12 protein-coding genes are annotated in these 20678 nt (G+C 40.7%); 8 read left to right on the top strand and 4 right to left on the bottom strand.

Annotation, left to right across the window (positions count from 1 at the left end; translation table 11 throughout):
- Positions 1 to 329 precede the first annotated feature (329 nt).
- Both OFN73_RS02675 and lepA read left to right on the top strand, forming a co-directional pair.
- On the top strand, positions 330 to 6803 hold the full coding sequence (locus tag OFN73_RS02675) for a hypothetical protein (RefSeq protein WP_270862121.1): 6474 nt from the start codon (positions 330 to 332) through the stop codon (positions 6801 to 6803).
- A gap of 98 nt (positions 6804 to 6901) precedes the next feature.
- Entirely contained in the window at positions 6902 to 8692 is a 1791-nt protein-coding gene (lepA, locus tag OFN73_RS02670) for a translation elongation factor 4 (protein ID WP_270862120.1), read from the top strand.
- Between the two features lie 183 nt (positions 8693 to 8875).
- Here the strand turns inward: lepA and OFN73_RS02665 are convergent, their stop codons facing one another.
- The 4 genes from OFN73_RS02665 to OFN73_RS02650 all read right to left on the bottom strand — a co-directional run bounded on the left by OFN73_RS02665 (position 8876) and on the right by OFN73_RS02650 (position 13658).
- A complete protein-coding gene (locus tag OFN73_RS02665; protein WP_270862119.1) occupies positions 8876 to 9664 on the bottom strand; it encodes a transporter substrate-binding domain-containing protein in 789 nt (262 codons plus the stop codon).
- Between the two features lie 310 nt (positions 9665 to 9974).
- The gene (locus OFN73_RS02660) at positions 9975 to 10784 is read right to left on the bottom strand and encodes a transporter substrate-binding domain-containing protein (RefSeq protein ID WP_270862118.1); all 810 of its coding nucleotides are present in this window, start codon (positions 10782 to 10784) and stop codon (positions 9975 to 9977) included.
- 132 nt (positions 10785 to 10916) lie between these two features.
- Entirely contained in the window at positions 10917 to 11846 is a 930-nt protein-coding gene (locus OFN73_RS02655) for a ribose-phosphate pyrophosphokinase (protein ID WP_270859651.1), read from the bottom strand.
- A gap of 57 nt (positions 11847 to 11903) precedes the next feature.
- Positions 11904 to 13658 (bottom strand): DNA polymerase III subunit gamma/tau, encoded by a 1755-nt coding sequence (locus tag OFN73_RS02650; RefSeq protein WP_270862234.1) that lies wholly within the window; start codon positions 13656 to 13658, stop codon positions 11904 to 11906.
- A gap of 94 nt (positions 13659 to 13752) precedes the next feature.
- Between OFN73_RS02650 and OFN73_RS02645 the strand changes: the two genes are divergently transcribed.
- The 6 genes from OFN73_RS02645 to OFN73_RS02620 all read left to right on the top strand — a co-directional run bounded on the left by OFN73_RS02645 (position 13753) and on the right by OFN73_RS02620 (position 20665).
- Positions 13753 to 14298, top strand: a complete 546-nt coding sequence (locus tag OFN73_RS02645; RefSeq protein ID WP_270862117.1) for a YajG family lipoprotein — start codon at positions 13753 to 13755, stop codon at positions 14296 to 14298.
- Between the two features lie 7 nt (positions 14299 to 14305).
- Positions 14306 to 14917 (top strand): ComF family protein, encoded by a 612-nt coding sequence (locus OFN73_RS02640; protein ID WP_270862116.1) that lies wholly within the window; start codon positions 14306 to 14308, stop codon positions 14915 to 14917.
- Between the two features lie 79 nt (positions 14918 to 14996).
- Positions 14997 to 17648, top strand: coding sequence for a DNA gyrase subunit A (gyrA, locus tag OFN73_RS02635; protein ID WP_270862115.1), 2652 nt, complete (start codon positions 14997 to 14999; stop codon positions 17646 to 17648).
- On the top strand, positions 17641 to 18672 hold the full coding sequence (locus OFN73_RS02630) for an aspartate-semialdehyde dehydrogenase (protein ID WP_270862114.1): 1032 nt from the start codon (positions 17641 to 17643) through the stop codon (positions 18670 to 18672). Before gyrA ends, OFN73_RS02630 begins: the two co-directional genes overlap by 8 nt.
- A 77-nt stretch (positions 18673 to 18749) precedes the next feature.
- Positions 18750 to 19772, top strand: a complete 1023-nt coding sequence (gene hemE / locus OFN73_RS02625; protein WP_270862233.1) for a uroporphyrinogen decarboxylase — start codon at positions 18750 to 18752, stop codon at positions 19770 to 19772.
- Positions 19772 to 20665, top strand: a complete 894-nt coding sequence (locus OFN73_RS02620; RefSeq protein WP_270862113.1) for a radical SAM protein — start codon at positions 19772 to 19774, stop codon at positions 20663 to 20665. Before hemE ends, OFN73_RS02620 begins: the two co-directional genes overlap by 1 nt.
- Positions 20666 to 20678 lie beyond the last annotated feature (13 nt).

Genomic DNA, 20678 nt, shown 5'->3' with positions numbered 1-20678 from the left:
ACTGGATTGCCACGCGAGCAAAGCTCGTTCGCAATGACACGGAATTTGCGTTTTGGTAATTCTTACTCGTAGATTGCTTCGATTTTCTTACGAAAATCTCGCAATGACAGATTAAACAAATTTCACGCTCGTAAATTCTCGCAATGACAAATCAGACAAATTTTCAGAAAAATAAATCAAACAAATTTAACCACCCAAATAACAAAAATAAAAAATCCGCTAAACCCCTTGATTATTCACATTTTTAAAGGTTAAATTTATATTTATTTTAAGCGATTTAGTAATAAAATAGAGAAAATTTTTACACATAAAATGATGGAGGTCATATTATGAAAAAAGAAAAGGTATTTAGTAGGGCGTTATCTGCTATGTTGATTTTGTTTGGAGTTAGCGTTGGCGCGTTCGCAGATGATGATGCGTATGCGGATTATGACGATACTCATCATATCAAGATAGTACCAGCTTTCGAAAGAGCAAATGAGATTCCAAATAGCGGCGAGATTCCCTCTGATTCTCGTGGGGCTCATTTAGGAGATATTACATACGGTGGAACGGCGACGGGGACTAATCTATGGGGAGGTCTTGCCCCGACAAATCCAAATGGTTCGCAAAATAAGTGGTATGATGAAAACGGAAAGAAACAATTAGTAAATTTTAGCGATGTGGATTTTATAAATATTTATGATCAAAGTAGTGCGCTTAAAGAGAGATTTGGTGGAAGTGGCACCTATGTATATGGTGATATGGTAACAGCTGGTAAGCCTATCATTAACCCTATGCCACTTAATGGAACTGGTACTCTTGGTGAGACTGACGGTAATTGGAAGGCTGGTTATATCACCGATGGTGGCATAAGCGGGACCAAGAATAGTGCTGCTGATACGGTTAAGCTTCCAAAAGGTGTGACGAAAGACGATATTGTATTTGCGAGACTTTATTGGTATGGTCATTTGTATAACAATAACGAAAAGTTAAATGACTCTTATGGTCCTGAGAACTGTGATGCTGACGATGTGGCGGAGGCTAAAAAAAGGGGAGTCAATTGTAAAAGACTTCCAAAGGTTCTTAAAATAGATGAGATTAAAGGCTATCAAGATGTAAAGGTGAAGATTGCTGGTTCTACTTATGATGTTAGTAGAGAAATTTGTAATGGATACTTTGCCTATAATTCATCTAGGGGTGGTTTAGATGGTAATAATCAAAGATATGCCATGATGTATAACTGCTCTGCTGATATCACTGATAAAATTAAGGCAAATTTTACAGATTATGATGAGACTATAAATGTAGCAGTCGGTAACATTAATGCAAGTTCTGCAAACCCAAGAATACAAAATTCAAGCACAAGTAACCAAGTATATAGACCAGCCAATGCTGCTATGGCAGGGAATTTAGATGGCGGCTGGTTGAATGTGCCTGCTAAGCTTCTTCCATTTGGTGGCTGGCAACTAGTGGTAGTATATGATAAGAGTATGAGATCGCAACAAAAACTTCTTGCTGATCCCAGTAAGGTAGGTGCTAGCAATAGAGATGATGCAAAAAAATACTTGGATACATATTTTAAACCAAAAAATATTACTTTATATGATGGTCTAACATCGCTAGAACCAGATACTTCTGGAAATAAAAATATTACAGCTAGTTATGCTTTGACTGGATTTTTTACTCCAAAAAGTGGTGATATCAAAGGCAAACTGATAATGGGAGCCTTGGGCGCAAATGGTGGTTTAAGTCCAAACCAAGGTGAGGGTATTTTTATCGCAGAAAATATGGAAAATGTCACTAGGCTAGATACCAACACCTATAATAGCCCAAATTTCTTTAATGGTTCAAAGACTTGGCTGACAGTAAATAGCGATGGAAAATATGTGCTTAATGGCGCAAGTGGTTATCATCAAGGTTTTGACTTAGATGAATTTGATATTTCAGATAGGCTTCGAAAGGAACAAAATAAAATGGCGGTAAGAATAGTAGCCGCTCCAAACCCTGGCGGAACTACAAACCGTTCTATGGTTTCGTTTATGGGTGTTTCAATCGATATGTATGTCCCTAAACTATGCTATGTTCAGAGATTTTATGATACGAGCGGTTGGATGGGATTTTATGATTTGGCGACTGGTGAGAAAAAAACTACCCCAGATAGCAATATCCCTACCGTGCAACGCGTAGTAGCTGGTGAGACGCTGTATTATCGAACAGAGATCCGCAACTATGACGCCAACGGCGAAGATGCGTATGATCTAGAAGTCCAGCTAAACAAAGGTGCTTATAATACCTACCAACCAAATTCATCTGGTGTGGATAAAAATATACGAGAATCTGAGAAAATAAATGAAGTAGAGTATGTATATATCGCCGATAATCTACCTGGTGCATACTCTACTCAAAAAGATAGAGCCAATAATACAAACCCGATAGCTAGCTATAATGGCAAGACTTTGATGAAGCTTGTAAATAATACTCCGAGATTTTATCTAGGAAGCAATGCTGGATCTAGTGGAAGTGATAACCCTAATGGAGGCGGTAGGCTAAATATCGGGGAGTCTGCATATATCGAGTTTAACGCTACTGTCGGCAACACCTATCTGTATAATCCTATGAGTTATAGAGCTACTTATAAAATGAGACTTGCTAATTCGACAGAGCTTATTACTCTGCCAGAGGCTGAGCTTTCGATGTGTGAGGGTGAAAAACCCCAAGATGTAGAAATTGCGTTTTTAAATGGTCTTAAAATCGTAAATCAAAATTTTGAAGATTTAAAAGATACAGATAAGACAAATAAACAAGATGACAGATTATATACCCAAGTAGCAGAGTTGCCGTTTAAGGTAAATATGGTATTTAGACCTGATATTAATGATTTGTTCCCATGCCCTACTGAGAATTTGGATGATAAAACAGGCGATTGCTCTGATTGGAATAAAAAGAATTCTCGCGTAGATTTGTGCGATGCGTTTAGTAATATTTTTCATCGTGTAGGCGAACATTGCGTACCTATAAATACAAAAGAGTTGCCAAATGGTAGAATGGGAATCGACTATCCTAATGCTGATGGTAGCTTGAAAAAATTTGACCTAGAAGGTCCGATTTTCTTATCTGCAATTAGAGCTAGCGATAAGGGTAGTTGCTACTATATCGATAACAAAACAAAGCTTCCGTTTAAATTCAACGGTGTGCGAGGAGTCGATCACAATACGAAATTCCAAGAGAAACAAACAGATGAGAAACTAATCGTTCCTATCGATGAGGTGGAGATAGAAGACGCCTTTAAGGGCGTAACATTTATGTTTAGTTACTATCCAAGAGGACTAGAAAATTTCGTTGCGACTAGACCGATAAATTTGGAAAATTTAGCTCTTGACATTAATGGTACTGTTTTGTATGATTATAATGCTACTAGTGGCGAGTTTGTCGCTATCGAAAATGTAACACAGTATTATATCAGATTGCAAACAGAGCGTTTATATGAAAAATATATAAACAAAAAAATGGATTTGCCACAATCTGTAACTAATCTACTTGAACGATATGGGGTAAGTAGATATAAAATCGAGCTAGAAGTGTCTAAAAAACACGAATTAGAGGTTGCATGGTTAAATGATACATCGGGCAATGATGAATTTAAAGATGAAAGAGAAGCCTTTAATGCGGATTTGGCTAAGATTTTATCTGAGATCGAAACCGCTCAGTCGTATTTTGGAACAGAGATGTCAGCTGACGGCTCTTTCCATATTTGTGATAGTGATAACTTCGTAGTCAGACCTGCGTATTTTGAAGCAGATATGGGTGCTACTGATAAATATGCAAAATTGGTAAATCCTGCTGCTAACGGTGATATTACCGAGAAATTAGATGAAAGAAATAGCAATGATTTGCGTGTAGGTGGCGACTATAAGTCAAATATTGATGTGCTAAGCAAAGTATTTTATGCAAAGAGCTATAAAGGCAATTCTGTGCCAAACTATTATGGTATTTTAGGTGGAGATTTAAGCAAACTTAGATTTAGCCAAAGAGATAGTTATACAAATGCTTCTTTGGATGTAGATAAAGATACTGCGTATTTGGCATATAGAGAAACTGCGACTTATCTAAAACCATTTATTTCTGGTGCTTGCCGTGAAAATATATCTGGACAATCTTATTATATAGAAAAGGAATTGGCAGATCAAGACGGACTTAAATCGACAGTTGGAACTTGTGCAAATGTGCCTGTGCCTTATGCTGGATTAGTATATAAATATGGCGAAGGTAAATATGAGTTGGATAGCAATGCTATATCTAAACTCTCAAAAGGCAATAAAGATGCAGAATTTGGTAAAGTTACTAAAATCGAAAACTGTTTAATAAATGGCAAGGATTTTGATGCAAAATATGATAGGGTTTGGGATAAAGACGCCATAAGTATGATAGCTGATTTTAGTGTGAAAAATATCAATGTTACAGATGGTGCAGCCAAACTCAAAAGATATAATGCAAATGAACTTAGAGCACAAGGTCTTTTGGAGGCAAATAAAAAAGATAAACGCCCAGCTGCTTTATATACTTCGACATTGTATGCCGATAAAAATAAAGATAATCCAAAGGGCGAAATTTTTAACTACTATAATGTCGGCGATGTAATGGTGAATATCTATGACAACTCATGGACAGATGATTATGCAGATCAAACCTTTGATTCTAGGGAACAACCTGCACCTAAGAGCCAGGATATGCAAGATAAGTATTGGGGAACAAAATGTGTAATCAACTCTACCAGCAATGTCCATGATGATAGGGGTAGAATTGGTTGCGACGTCGGTATAAAACAAGCTAGCGATAAAGACGCAGAAAAAGCATTGGGACTAGTGCTTAGATATCAACCAAAAAAAATTGGAATTTCTATGACTAGCTTGGATAATGGAACATACGGTCTATCTTGGGTTACAGGCACTGGAACTGTTGCCGGATATGATGCAAATGCTACACTTGTTACTAGTTTTGACAACAATGTAACAGTAACAGGCGCCTCAGTTGCTGCTTTTACATATTTTAACTCCGTGGATATAGAGAATAATTTGTTTATTGATGTGCTTGGAGATGGCACAAATTATGTTAATCCAGCCAATAATAAAGCGGTAACAAATCAGCTAGATCAATTAGCTATGTTGAAATTTAATGCTGTTGCTTATTTAGATGATAGCGTTTATAAGGATATAGTAGCTACATTGTATGATGGAAGAATGGCGACAAATTCTAATGGTACTTCACAACAAGTTTGTGGATTTGCAAGTGATATGGATGTGGATGTGACATTTGGTTACGATTGTGCTAGTGCCACTGGTGCTAACGACGGTCGTTGTGCAACTGGTGTTGTTGCTAGTAATATTACAACCCAACGAGATTATCAACCATACCCTGATTTAAAAACAATGTCATTTCAAATCCCTCGCGGAACCTCCTTCCTTACTACCGGCGAGTGCGTTGCTAGTGCAAATTATGATAGTAGATGTTATAAGTATAATGTTAAAGAAATGACTGCCGGCGGTGTTAGGGAAGAGATGACTAGTGGTGTTGATCAATGGCAGCTTCCTATACCTTTAAACCAAGCTATTAGTTATTATACCGATGCGAGTTTGAATAGTGGATTTATCCACAGACTAGATACAGATAGCCAAATGAATCCTAAAATAGCAAATTTTGCCTTGATGGCTCGTGGATTTAAAGAGGGTAAAACTCCAAATGCAACTATTTATTTTAACTTTGACAGAATGCAGAAAAATCCTAGTTTGCCAGTTTTAATCTATGCTAGTGATTTTGGTTTTTCTCGTGTGGCTCTTGATGGAGGAAACGGAAAAATTCAACCGGCGAAATTTGATAAAGATTTGAAAATTATTCCTTATACAGCGTCTGAAATTTCAAACTCAAAAGTGGAAATGGGTTCAGGGGTTGAATTATTCAATGAGAACTTTGATCAATACATAACAAGGATTGCAAAAGGTGCAGATAAAGCAACTGTTATAAATAATATAAATAGTCTTAATGATGCAGCGTATAGCGATGGAACACCATATACAAATTTCGCTGACAATATCGGAACATATGCATATTTTGTCTATGGTAAATCTTACGATGTAAGCGATGGTGAAAATGTATATGAAGGTGTAACTGGCGCACCAATCTCAATTGATATCAATGAGTATTTATATTGTGGTAAAACTAATTTAAATGATTGTTTTGCTATGCCTGCACCAAGAACTGGTTTAGAATATCTTGTCCCTGCGGCAAATGTTTTTGGAATCCTTAATCCTAATGTGCTCATTAATACTAATAAAAGTAATGGTTGGGTTATAAATACTCGCGCAACAGGTGCAAATATTGCCAATAGATTTGTTTCTAGATATAAATCTACTAATGCTGGTGTACCCGTGGCTACGGCGGCTGATCCAAATGATGGTGTTGGTTTTGCAAATGGAGTTCAAACTATCACTATAAATTCTGGAAATCGCGCAGCTTCTACTATCAGGATACTTACAAATCCTTGGCTTATCCATACCCCTGCACATGATAGAACTAGGGTGTATGAGGAAGATGCAGTAGGAAGAAATGATTACGCTTCTTCTTATGCAGCTTCTGGTGTGCCTCAATATTATAATCCTATTGAGGTGAGATTTAATCCTGCTGGTTCTTGGATGGGTGAAGGTACTATCAAAGGTAAGGCAGATGATGTCGGTAACTTTGTAGGAGAAAGCGATGCAAGTGCTTCAACTGGTGGCACAAATGAAAGTGCGGGAAGAACCTACCGCAATAGGCGTATCAGTTGGTAACTTTCACACCAGTAAAATTTAAAGCCTAGCCTTGGTGCTAGGCTTTTTTAAATTTAATCAAATTTAAAAAAATAGTAAAATTTAAATTAGGAAGACATTTGAAAAATATACGAAATTTCAGCATTATTGCCCACATAGACCACGGCAAAAGCACCCTTGCAGACAGACTAATCAGCGAGTGTAAGGCGGTCGAAGATCGTCAAATGAGCTCGCAAATCATGGATACTATGGATATCGAAAAAGAGCGTGGTATCACTATCAAGGCCCAATCCGTGCGCCTAGAATACGAGCTTGGTGGCGAAAAATATGTCCTAAATCTCATCGACACCCCAGGCCATGTGGATTTTAGCTACGAAGTGAGCAGAAGTCTGGCTAGCTGTGAGGGCGCGATACTCGTCGTCGATGCCAGCCAGGGCGTGCAGGCTCAAACTATCGCAAATGTCTATATCGCACTCGAACACAACCTAGAAATTATCCCTGTGCTAAACAAAATCGACCTTCCATCAGCAGATCCTGCGCGCGTCAAGGACGAGATCGAGCATATAATCGGACTTGATTGTTCAGAGGCAATCGAAGTAAGCGCAAAAACAGGGCAGGGCATAAAAGAGCTATTAGAGGCGATTATCACGAAAATCCCAGCCCCTAAAACCGATGAAAACAAGCCATTGAAAGCGCTTATTTATGATAGCTGGTTTGATAACTATCTTGGCGCACTCGCCCTTGTGCGCATTTATGACGGAGTGGTCAAAAATGGCGATGAGGTCTATGTCATGGGCACTGGCGGTCGCCACGAGGTGTTAGGGCTCATGTATCCAAACCCTCTTGCGCCGATTAAAACAAACACCGTGCGAAGCGGCGAGGTCGGTATCGTAGTAATGGGGCTAAAAAATGTCAGCGATGTGCAAGTCGGCGATACGATTACGCTCTATCGCAACCAAGCCTCCCAGCCAATCGGTGGCTTTGAAAAGGCAAAGCCTTTTGTGTTTGCTGGAATTTACCCCGTAGAAACCGATAAATTCGAAGAGCTGCGCGACGCGCTAGATAAGCTCAGCCTAAATGATAGCTCGCTTAGCTACGAGCCAGAGACCTCGCTTGCGCTTGGATTTGGCTTTCGTGTGGGGTTTTTGGGCTTGCTTCACATGGAGGTTGTCAAAGAGCGTTTGGAGCGCGAGTTTAACCTCGATCTAATCGCTACTGCGCCGACCGTTACTTATGAGGTCTATCTCACAGACGGCTCTATCAAGCGAATCCACAGCCCTAGCGAACTGCCTGAGCCAAACTATATAGATCATATCGAAGAGCCTTATGTGCGCGCTACAATCATTACGCCGAGTGAATTTTTGGGGAATTTAATCACGCTTTTAAATTCTCGCCGTGGCGTGCAGACCAAAATGGACTATATCACGCCAGAGCGTGTTTTGCTCGAATACGATGTGCCGACAAATGAGATTATTATGGATTTTTATGACAAGCTCAAATCATGCACCAAAGGCTATGCGAGTTTCGATTACGAGCCAAGCGATTATAGGCGTGGAAATTTGGTCAAACTCGATATTCGCGTCGCTGGCGAGGCTGTCGATGCGCTCTCTATCATCGTGCCGGTAGAAAAGGCGCAGTCTAAGGGCAGGGATCTGGTAAAGGCGATGAAGGAAATCGTCCCGCGTCAGCTTTTTGAAGTCGCAATCCAAGCGAGTATCGGAAATAAAATCATCGCCCGCGAAAATGTCCGCGCCATGGGCAAAAATGTAACCGCCAAGTGCTACGGTGGCGATATCACGCGCAAGCGCAAGTTGCTCGAAAAGCAAAAAGAGGGCAAAAAGCGCATGAAGGCTATCGGCAAGGTGAATTTGCCTAGTGAGGCGTTTTTAAGCGTTTTGAAGATTGATTAAAATTTGGCTCTTTGGGGAATACTGCCCCGGATTTCGTGTGTGATTTTTGTCGCAGAAATTTTGCGAAATTTGCCTAATCTGTCACTGCGAGAAGCTGTTTTATAAATGACATAAGTAAAATTTATAAGCCCAAATTTGGGCTTATAAAGTAGAATTTAGCCTAAAAATGGCTGAGTAAATCATCTATGAGAAGGTATTTTTATCGATACTGCCTTTGTAAAATTTCTCCAAAGTATCAGTATATGCGTTCTGGAAAAACTCTGCCTGAGTTAGCTCGATGATTGCATTATTTACAAATGCGATAAGCTCGTCGTTTTCCTTTTGTGCGCCTATGCAGATATAATCAATCTGGCCTATGCTTTTGACGCCGATTTCTAGGTTAGGGTTGCTCATCACAATCGGGGCAACTGTAAGGTTTGTCTGCATATAGCCGTCTGCTTGGCCAGAGACAAGCTTATCGGCGCAGTCAGATAAACTCTCGCAGTATGAGATATTAAAATCATATTTGCTTCCATTTGTTTTGAGCCAGTCGTCGCTTGTGGTGTCTTTTTGGATTACGATATTTTTGCCTTTTAATTCAGATAGCTTGGTAACTCCCTCAGCCTTTCTAGTGACTACGACTTGCACCTCTGCTAGGTAAGGCACCGAAAAATTCACCTCTTTGGCGCGAGAGGGCGTAGCGGTAAATGTGCTAATAACAAGGTCTAAATCGCCGTTTTTAAGCATAGGAAGTCTGTCTTTTGCACTTTTGATGAGGATTAAATCAATAGTGCCGTCGCTTCCGACTAGTTTTGTGCCGATTTCTTTGGCTAAAGATACCTCAAATCCCTCGCTCTGCCCATTTACCTGCGAGCTAAATGGAGGTAGGTTTTCTCGCACACCGATTTTAACCTTTTTGCTTGATTGAATTTCTTGCAATGAAGCACAAAATGCACAGGCATAACTAAGCGATAAAAGTAGCAATTTTTTCATTGTGTAATCCTAATAAAAATTTTTAATAATATCAAAAGTGATTTTACTGTGATTTTTTAAAATGTAATTTAAATTTCATAATAATGTATATAAATTTGATAAATTTGTAGAAATTTTAGCTAAAAGTTTCTATCAACTTATTTTGCGTAGCCTATGATTGCAAGAATTTCAAAATTTTATTTAAAATTTAGTAACGAAATTTGCGTTTTGGTTATCTTTACTCGTAGTTGCTTCGGCGTTACCGCGCCTTGCAATGACAAATCAGAGAAATTTATAAGCCCAAATTTGGGCTTATAAAGTAGAATTTAGCTTAAAAATTGCTAAGGAAATCGTCTATGAGAAGGTATTTTTTATCAATACTGCCTTTGTAAAATTTCTCGAAAGTATCGGTGTATGCGTGTTGGAAAAACTCCGCCTTTGTTAGCTCAATAATCGCGTTATTTACGAAATTTATAAGCTCTGCGTTGCCTTTTTGCGCGCCCACACAGATATAATCTATCTCGCCTACGCTTTTGACGCCAGTTTCTAAGCTAGGATTATTCATCACAACTGCGGCGGCTGTGATATTTGTGTGCATGTAGCCATCGACTTCGTTTGATAGCATTTTTTCCGCGCACTCTACGCCATGTTCGCAGTAAGAAACATCAAAACTATATTTTTGTGCATTTGTTTTGAGCCAATCATCGCTTGTGGTGCCCTTTTGGACTATAATTTTTTTGCCCTTTAAATCAGATAGTTTTGTAACTCCGTCAGCTTTTCTGGTGACTACGACTTGCACATCCGCTAGGTATGGCACTGAAAAATCCACTTCCTTAGCGCGCGCTGGTGTGGCAGAAAAGTTGCCGACCACTAGGTCTAAATCGCCGTTTTTAAGCATAGGAAGTCTGTCTTTTGCCTCGATGACTACTAAGTCGATTGAGCCGTCGCTTCCTACTAGCTTTGTGCCGATTTCTTTGGCCAAAGATACCTCAAACCCCTCACTCTCGCCGTTTGCTTGCGAGCTAAATGGAGGCAGATTTTCTCTGACGCCTATTTTAACCTTTTTGCTTGATTGAATTTCTTGCAAAGAGGCACCAAATGCACATGCACAGCCAAGTGATAAAAGTAAAAACTTTTTCATTATATACTCCTATAAATGAAATTTTAGTTTTTTTTAAAAATATATTAGGAGTAATTTTACCGTGAAATTTTAAAATAAAATTTAAATTTCACGGCAAATGTGGGTAAATTTGAAGAATTTTAGTATAAATTTTTAACCAAAAAGGCTATTTACGCTCTCGTCGTGATATACGCGACGGATAACCTCGCCAAATAGCGATGTTACCGAGATGACTTTGATTTTATCGCACTCTTGGCGCAACGGAATCGTATCTGTGACGATTAACTCATCTAGCGCACCTTCATTTAGTCTCTCATAAGCAGGACCGCTTAGCACTGCATGCGTGCAAAACGCCATAACGCTAGTCGCGCCCCTTTCTTTAAACGCAGCGGCGGCTTTGACGATAGTGCCGGCTGTATCAATCATATCGTCGATCAAAATCACATCTTTGCCATTTACATCGCCGATGATATTCATAACTTCGCTTTTGTTGGCTTCTTCGCGTCTTTTATCTACAATAACCATATCCAAATTTAACTTTTTAGCAAAGGATCTTGCGCGCGCCACACCGCCGACATCTGGGCTAGCGATGATAGGGTTTTTTAAATTTTTGTTTTTGAAATAGTCCAAAAACGCCAAAGATCCATATAGATTATCTACTGGAATATCGAAAAATCCCTGAATTTGTCCAGCGTGTAAATCCATCGTAACTACGCGGTCAATGCCCGCTGTTTGCATCATATTTGCGACGAGTTTGGCGCTGATTGGCACTCTTGGGGCTGCCTTGCGGTCTTGTCTAGCGTATCCGAAATACGGCACCACGGCTGTGATTGATCTAGCACTTGATCTTTTTAGCGCGTCGCTTAGGATTAAAAGCTCCATTAAATTTGAGTTAGCCGGAGCGCAGGTCGGTTGTATGACGAAAACATCCTTACCGCGCACACTTTCGCCGATTTGCACGCTAATCTCGCCGTCGCTAAATGTCTTGATAGAACACTCGCTAAGTGGCAGGGATAGGTATTTTGAGATTTTTTTTGCGAAGTCAGGATTGGCACTTCCTGATACGATTTTATAGCCACGCATATTTTGCCTTTGTGATAAGATGAACCCTAATTTTACACCAAAGCTGATAAATTTAAGCTAATTTTCTACGATTTTACTCGGTTCGCCAAAAAGATTTGCAAGCTCGGTTTTTAAAATTTCTTCCTTGCTTACAGCTTCGCTTGCAAGCTTGGCAAGCTCGTTTCTGGTTTTTTGCATATCAGGCTTGGCTACTTCGGTGCTGATTTCGTAATTGCTCAAATTTGTCTGATTTAGCAAATTTAGCTTGGGTAAATCCTTTGGCGGGGTTGTTAAATTTGGCTTTGGCTCCGCCTCGCGAAGTGGGGCATTTTGGGTGATTGAAATTTTAGCATTTTCGCCAAAAGTCATTTTCAAAACGCTATTTATCGCCCTTGACGCGGCGCGCAAATACTCTTTGTCCTCGTTTTTGGCGCGCGAAATCAGATACAAAGTGGAGTTTTCAAATTTGACAAATTCAATGCAATTATCAAATTTCTCGCCCAGCTCGTAGCTTCTATCGTATAAATTTGAGAGAAATTTATCATACGCCGAATTCGCATTTAGCGTATCTGCGCCTGTTTTTTGCGCTACTTTTTGCTCTAAATCATTTAGTTTTTGGCTAGTGCTGTTTTGCGCAGGGGCTAGATTTTGCGCTGAATTTTGCGTTAAATTTGGCGCATTTCGTGGTGCGCTGAAATTTGCATTTGCCTGCGCGCTTTTTGGCGTAGCAAAATTTGGCGCAGAGCCCAAATTTGCCCCGCTTGCACCGCTATCACCAATGGATTTTGAAATTTCGATTAACTCGTCGATTTCTTGCAAATTTACAGCTTCCATCATCAAAAATATCATCATCAAAAGCGAGTAAGTATTATCCGAACTCACGCCTAGCATGCTTTTTGCGCCGGCTAAAATTCGGAAAAATCGCTCATAAATTAGCATGCTAAATTTGGTATCATTTCGCAAAAATTTCTCTTTTAAATTTGCAATCATCTCGTCGATTATGGTCTCGGCGTTGTAGTTTTCGATCTCTTTGACGATTTCGATAGCGCCCACGCGGTCTTGGCGCAAAACGATTTCTAAAATTTCATTGATTTTGGCGGGATCTAGGAGCCCTAGCATATCGGCTACTGCGGTTTGCGTGACATTTTCTTCGCTATAAATTATAGCTTGATCTAAAAGCGTGAGAGTATCTCTGAGCGAGCCAGAACCGCTTCTAGCTAGGATTTTGAGCGCGCCGTTTTCGTAAGAAATACCCTCGTTTTGCAAAATTGCTTCAAGGTGCGAAATAATCGCTAGTTGGGCGATTGGTTTGAAGCGGAAGTGTTGCGTGCGCGAAAGCACGGTCGCTGGTAGTTTGAGCGGGTCTGTGGTAGCTAGGATAAATTTCACATACGCAGGCGGTTCTTCAAGCGTCTTTAAAAGGGCGTTTGAAGCCTCTTTGGTAAGCATATGAACCTCGTCTATGATAAAAATTTTAAATCTCGCACTAGCTGGGGAGTATTTGGTCTGCTCGATTAGCTCCCTGATATCGTCGATTTTGCGGTGGCTTGCGGCGTCCATTTCGATGATATCTATATGGCGACCCTCGTTTGCCATTATGCAGTTATCGCAACTCTCGCAAGGCTTCGAAGTGGGTCCGTGATCGCAAAGCAGGGCTTTGGCGAAAATACGCGCGGTCGAGGTCTTGCCAGAGCCTCTAAGTCCGCTAAAAAGATACGCATGTCCTAGTCTTGCGCCGTCGAGTGCGTGCGCTAGGGAGCTTGCGATTGCGTTTTGTCCGATTAGGGCGTCGAAGTTTTTGGGTCTGTATTTTAGTGCGAGTGCTTGCAAAATTTCTCCTTGATTTAAAACCTTTAATGATACAAAAAAAACTATAAATTTAAAATTTATCGCTATATTACGCCAAATTTTTCAAAAAAGGATCAAAATGAAATCAATTTTTGTCGCAATCTTTGCACTTTTAATCGCAGGGTGTTCGAGCAATACGCCTGTTTTGGGGCTTAGTCCATATATTTCTGGTGTTGCGCCAGTTGCAAAAACTAAAAGCGCTGGCGAGCTAAATATCAAAGACTCTCGTCAAAACAGCCTAATCATCGGCACAATCAACGATAATAGCGGAAATTTAATCGACGAGGTTTTGCTTAAAACAGATTTGAGTTCGTGGTTCGAAAACGCCCTTAAAACCGAGCTTGGCGCGCGTGGCGTAGCCATAGGCGCAGGTGGGGCTAACATAAGCGTGGATATCAAAACCCTAAATGCTGCAATCGAGGGGTATTCTAAACAAAATATGAGCGCAAAAGCCGAAGTTTTCATCACTATCGTAAATGGCACTAGGACAATCACAAAACGCGTAGCCCAAGATCAAAGCGAGTTTGCAGCCCTTCGCAATGCCCGCACAATGGAGCCTTTCGTCGAAAGTATACTAAGAGATATCATCAAAAAATCAGCCGATCAAATCGTCTCTTCGCTTTGAAATTTAAATGCGTTGCATTAATTGTGGCGCATTTTCCCTGCGCCTTTTTTGCGCCTCTTGTGCGCGCACCCTCTCGCAAAACCGTCTAAACGCGCGTGTGGTGGAGGATTTCGTGGTATTTTATTATTACGGATACTCGGAGGTCAAAAATTTAATCCTCTCCAAGCACCATTTGCACGGAAGTGCGGTTTTATCGCGCTTGGCTAAATTTAGTCTAGCGAAATTTCCAAATGAATTTAAGGCTTTTTTAGATGAGAATTTGCCAAATTTGACGCAAGAAATCCCAAATTTCAAATTTCAAGCCATCCCGCTAGATGATGATATCAGCTCAGGTTTTTCGCATACTGCCGTGCTTGCTCGTGCGCTAAAATCGCGCGAAATAACGCCAACTTATGGCGTGATTAAAGCCCAAAACAAGGTCAAATATGCAGGTCAGTCTTTGGAATTTCGCCTAAAACACAGGCGCGATTATAAAATTACAAAAGAGCCAAAATTTCCCGTGATTTTAGTCGATGATATCATTACAACCGGGCTTAGTATGTTGGAGGCTAGGGAGGTTTTAAAAAAGGCTGGATTTAGAGTGGTTTTTGGCATAGTTTTGGCAAATGCACAAATTTAAGCAAATTTACGCGAATTTTAGGTTACTCAAAAGGTTTTTTTGCTAAAATCAAAAGTTTAAATTTGCAATAAGGAAAGATATGCAAGAAAGTATTTTTGACACACAAGAAATCATAGACATAGATGTTGAAGAATCAATAAAAACAAGCTATTTAGACTATTCGATGAGCGTTATCATAGGGCGAGCTTTACCTGATGCTAGAGACGGCTTGAAGCCTGTGCATAGGCGAATTTTATACGCTATGAACGACCTTGGAGTTAGCTCTCGCCAACCATATAAAAAATCAGCGCGTATTGTGGGCGATGTCATCGGTAAATACCACCCGCACGGCGATATAGCGGTGTATGATGCGCTAGTGCGTATGGCACAAAGCTTTTCTATGCGAATTCCAACCGTCGATGGTCAGGGAAACTTCGGCTCGATTGACGGAGATGGCGCGGCTGCTATGCGTTATACAGAGGCTAGAATGACGCCACTAGCCGAAGAGCTTTTGAAAGATTTAGACAAAGAGACGGTTGATTTCATACCAAACTACGATGAGAGCCTAAGTGAGCCTGATGTGCTTCCTGCGCGCGTGCCAAATTTGCTTTTGAACGGATCGAGCGGAATTGCTGTGGGTATGGCGACAAATATCCCGCCACACAGCCTTGATGAGCTTGTAGATGGGCTTTTGCTTTTAATCGACAATAAAAACGCTAGCCTTGAAGAGGTCATGCAATACATCAAAGGTCCAGATTTCCCAACTGGCGGACTTATTTTTGGTAAAAAAGGCATAATTGATGCTTATCGCACTGGGCGTGGCAGGGTCAAACTCAGGGCCAAAACGCATATCGAAAAAAAGGCCAACAAAGATGTCATCGTCATCGACGAGCTTCCATATCAGACAAACAAAGCCCGCCTTATCGAGCAAATCGCGGATTTGGTCAAAGATAAACAAATCGATGGTATTAGCGAAGTGCGCGATGAGAGCGATTTCGAGGGAATTAGAGTTGTAATCGAGCTTAAACGCGACGCTATGAGCGATATCGTGCTAAATAATCTTTTCAAACAAACCACTATGGAGGGCACTTTTGGCGTAATTATGCTCGCAATTGATGGCAAAGAGCCAAAGGTATTCTCACTAATCGAGCTACTTAAACTTTTCTTAAATCACAGAAAAACCGTCGTCATTAGACGCACGATTTTCGAGCTTCAAAAGGCACGCGCTAGGGCGCATATTTTAGAGGGCCTTAAAATCGCGCTTGATAATATCGACGAAGTGATCGAAATCATTAGAAATTCAGCCGATACTGCGATAGCTAGGGAAAATTTAATGGCTAAATTTGGCCTAAGCGAGCTTCAATCAAACGCGATTTTGGATATGAGGCTAAGCAAGCTAACTGGCTTGGAGCGCGAAAAAATCGAAAATGAGCTAAAAGAGCTTTTGGTTGAAATTTCACGCCTTGAAAATATCCTAAAATCCGAAAATTTAATCGAGCAAATTATCAAAGATGAGCTCTTAGAAATCAAAGACAAATTTAAATGCCCGCGCATTACAGAAATCGTCGATGACTACGATGATATCGATATCGAGGACCTTATACCAAACGAAAATATGGTCGTAACTATCACGCACCGCGGATATATAAAACGCGTGCCAAGCAAGACTTACGAGAAGCAAAAAAGAGGTGGCAAGGGCAGGGTAGCAGTGACGACATACGACGATGATTTCATAGAAAATTTCTTCACTAGCAACACCCACGATACGCTTATGTTTGTGACTGATCGCGGACAGCTTTACTGGCTCAAAGTCTATAAAATCCCAGAGGGCTCACGCACAGCCAAAGGCAAGGCGATTGTAAATTTAATCAAGCTTGTTGGCGATGAAAAGATTATGGCGATAATCCCGACTACTGATTTTTCTGATACTAAATCGCTCGTATTTTTCACCAAAAATGGTATTGTAAAACGCACAAATTTAAGCGCGTTTTCGAATATTCGCTCACTTGGCGTAAGGGCTATCAGCCTAGACGATGATGACGCGCTAGTAACCGCGCTAATCGTGCCAAATGAGGCAGGCGAGAGCGCACCGATTGAGAGCGATGATGAAAATGGACAAAATTTAGAAATTTCGCAAGAAATCGAAGAAGTTGAGAGCGAAATTTTAGATGAAAACAGTAGCGAAATCAACGAAAATATGATTTTCATCGCTACCAAAAAGGGTATGTGCGTTAAATTTAAACTCGGCAAGGTTCGCCAAATGGGACGCGTAGCCAGAGGCGTGAGAGGGCTTAAATTTAAAGAAGCTAGCGATGAGGTAATCGGGGCGACATTTATTTTAAATGATAATTTAGAAATTTTAAGCGTGAGCCAAAAAGGTATTGGCAAACGCACCACAGCTAGCGAATATCGCCTCACAAACCGCGGCGGCAAGGGCGTAATCTGCATGAAGCTCACAAACCGCACCGGCGATTTGGTAGGCGTAGTAATGGTCGATGAGGAAATGGATCTCATGGCGCTAACCACAAGTGGCAAGATGATTCGCACAGATATCCAAAGCATACGCAAGGCCGGACGCAACACAAGTGGCGTAATCGTCGTAAATGTCGAGGGCGATGATGTGGTTAGCATTGCTACTTGCCCGAAAGCAGAAAGCGATGATGAGGGCGAAGTGGGCGAAGAAAATGGTGGCGAGAGCCTAAATTTAGAAAATAGCGAAAATCAAATCATACAAGGAGAGGGTGATGAATAGATATAACATCGCAATCGTTGGCGCAACAGGCGCTGTTGGCGAAGAGATACTTAGAGTTTTGTCTGAGTTAAATTTCCCAGTAGCAGATATTTTGCCGCTAGCTAGCGCACGCTCGGCTGGCGAGGTCGTAGAATTTGAGGGCAAAGAGTATGTGGTAAAAGAGCTTACTGAGACTACATTTGAAGAAAACGAGATTGATATCGCGTTTTTTAGCGCAGGTGGAAGTATTTCGGCGCATTTCGCACCGCTTGCAGCGGCTAGTGGCGCAGTGGTAATCGATAATACAAGCCATTTTAGAATGCAAGATGATGTCCCTCTCGTGGTGCCTGAGTGCAATCCTGGCGATATCGAGCTATGGGAACAAACTGGCATTATTGCCAATCCAAACTGCTCAACTATCCAAATGGTGCAAATCCTAAAACCACTAAACGACGCTTTTGATATCGAGCGCGTAGATGTGAGCACATACCAAGCCACAAGTGGCGCAGGTAAAGAGGGTATGAGCGAGCTAGTCGAACAGCTCCAAGCATTTTTTGCCTTTAAGCTTGATGAGTGCGAGCCAAAGGTTTTCGCTCACCAAATCGCAATGAATGTAATCCCTCATATCGATGTTTTTAACGAAAACGGCTTTACCAAAGAAGAGCTAAAAATGGTAAATGAAACACAAAAAATCTTGCACAAAAACTTTCCAGTAGCCGCCACTTGCGTGCGTGTGCCTGTCATGAGAAGCCACAGCGAGGCGATTACGATTAAATTCAAACAAGATTTCACGCTTGAAAAGGTGCGCGAAATTTTAGCAAACGCAAAAAGTGTCGTGCTTTGCGATGATCCAAGCGAGAAAAAATACCCTATGCCAATCGTCGCTACCGATACGAACGAAACTTTCGTAGGTAGAATCCGCCGTGATATCTATGATGATAAAATCTTGCACCTTTGGTGCAGTGCCGATCAAATCCGCGTCGGAGCGGCTACAAATGCCGTTAGAATCGCGCTTGATTGGATTGAACTTCAAGAAAACAAATAAATTTATGGGCGCAAATTCGTTGCGCCCATTTTAAATTTTGCAAATTTCACTAAATTTAGCCTATTTAAGGAGCAATGATGATTTTTATCGACGCATGTTTGAAAAAACCGACACCTTATACGCCTGTGTGGATGATGCGACAAGCAGGGCGTTATCTGCCAGAATACATGGCAGTGCGAAAAAGCGTGGGCGGGTTTTTGGAGCTTTGCAAAGATTTTCGCAAGGCTAGTGAGGTTACAATCCAGCCTGTGGAGATTTTAGGCGTCGATGCGGCGATTTTATTTAGCGATATTTTGGTTGTTCCGCTTGAAATGGGGCTTGATTTGGAATTTGTCGCAGGTGAGGGACCAAAATTTAAAAATCCATTGAAAAATTTGGAAGATTTAAAGGCTTTAAATCCCGAAAAAGCCGTGAAAAATCTGCAATATGTCTATGATACGGTTGCGCTAACTAGGCAGAATTTGAGCGATGATAAGGCGCTGATTGGCTTTTGCGGTTCGCCTTGGACGGTGGCGACATATATGATCGAAGGCGGCACGACAAAGACTTATGCGATTTGCAAAAAAATGGCGTATTCTAACCCTGAACTTTTGCACGAGATTTTACGCGCCGTTACGGAGACGACCAAACTTTACCTTGAAAATCAAATCAAAAATGGCGTAAATGCCGTGCAGATTTTTGATAGCTGGGCGAGTGCATTAGAAGAAAGCGCGTTTTTCGAGTTTAGCTGGAAGTATATTTTAGAAATTTGCGACTATTTAAAGGCGAAATTCCCGCAAGTGCCGATTATTGTCTTTCCAAAGGGCATTAGCGGATATTTGGATAAGATTAGCGGAAATTTCGATGTTTTTGGCGTGGATTGGAGCACTCCGATAGAGTTAGCTGCGCAGAAGCTTGGCGAGAAATACACGCTTCAAGGAAATATGGAGCCAACCCGCCTTTATGATAAAAATGCCATAAAACAGGGCGTTTCGCAGATTTTGGAAGTTATGAAAAATCGCCCGCACATTTTTAATTTGGGGCATGGAATTTTGCCTGATATTCCTGTGGAAAATGCGAAATATTTCATAAATTTAGTGCATGAAATGAGCGCAAGATAATGAAATATATTTTCGGTCCTGTGAGTTCTCGCCGTTTTGGGCAGAGCCTTGGGATTGATTTAAGTCCAAATTCGAAGCAATGCAACTTCAACTGCGCATATTGCGAATTAAAAGCCAAAAAGCCTATTTCGCAGATGAGCGAGATTTGCGATATTTCGCCCGTGCTTGATGAGCTTAAAACTGCGCTAGATAAATTTAAAAATACCCAAGTCATCACGCTTACGGCTAATGGCGAACCTAGCCTTCACCCTAAATTTGGCGAACTTGTAAGCGAAATTAAGGCTTTAAAACTGCCCCAAAAGCTGCTAGTTTTATCAAATTCAAGCAGAATTTCGCAAAATTACGAAGCATTTTTGAAATGCGATATTTGCAAATTTTCCCTTGATAGCGTGGTTAGTGAAACTTTTAAAAAAATCGATAATCCGCATGATAGTGTAAATTTGGACGAAATTATCTCAAATTTGATTAAATTTAGTGCCGAATTCAAGGGCAAATTAGTCATAGAAATTCTTGTTGTATCTGGGCTAAATGATACTGTCAGCGAATTTGAAGCTCTAAATTCGGTGCTTGAAAAAATAAATCCCGCTCGCATTGATTTAGGCACGATTGATCGTCCGCCTGCGTTTAAAAATGCTAAGCCGGTAAGCTTTGAGAGGCTAGAATTTTTAAGCAAATTTTTGAAAAATCAAAGCGTAAATATAGTCGCAAAACCAAAATACGATAGCGAAAAGCTCGATTTTAGCGAAGATGAAATTCTCTCTATGCTAGTTCGCCGTCCCCAAAGCCTAAGCGATATAGAAGCTAAATTTAGCGAACTCTCAAAGGCAAATTTAGCAAATTTGCTAAATTTAGGAAAAATCACTCTAAAAGACGGATTTTATAAAGTTTTGTGAATTTTGGCACTTT

The sequence above is a fragment of the Campylobacter sp. JMF_14 EL1 genome, from assembly GCF_027737585.1.
Classification (GTDB): Bacteria; Campylobacterota; Campylobacteria; order Campylobacterales; family Campylobacteraceae; genus Campylobacter_B.
The sequence above is the reverse complement of the archived record's forward strand: the minus strand, read 5'-3'. Positions and strand labels throughout refer to the sequence as shown.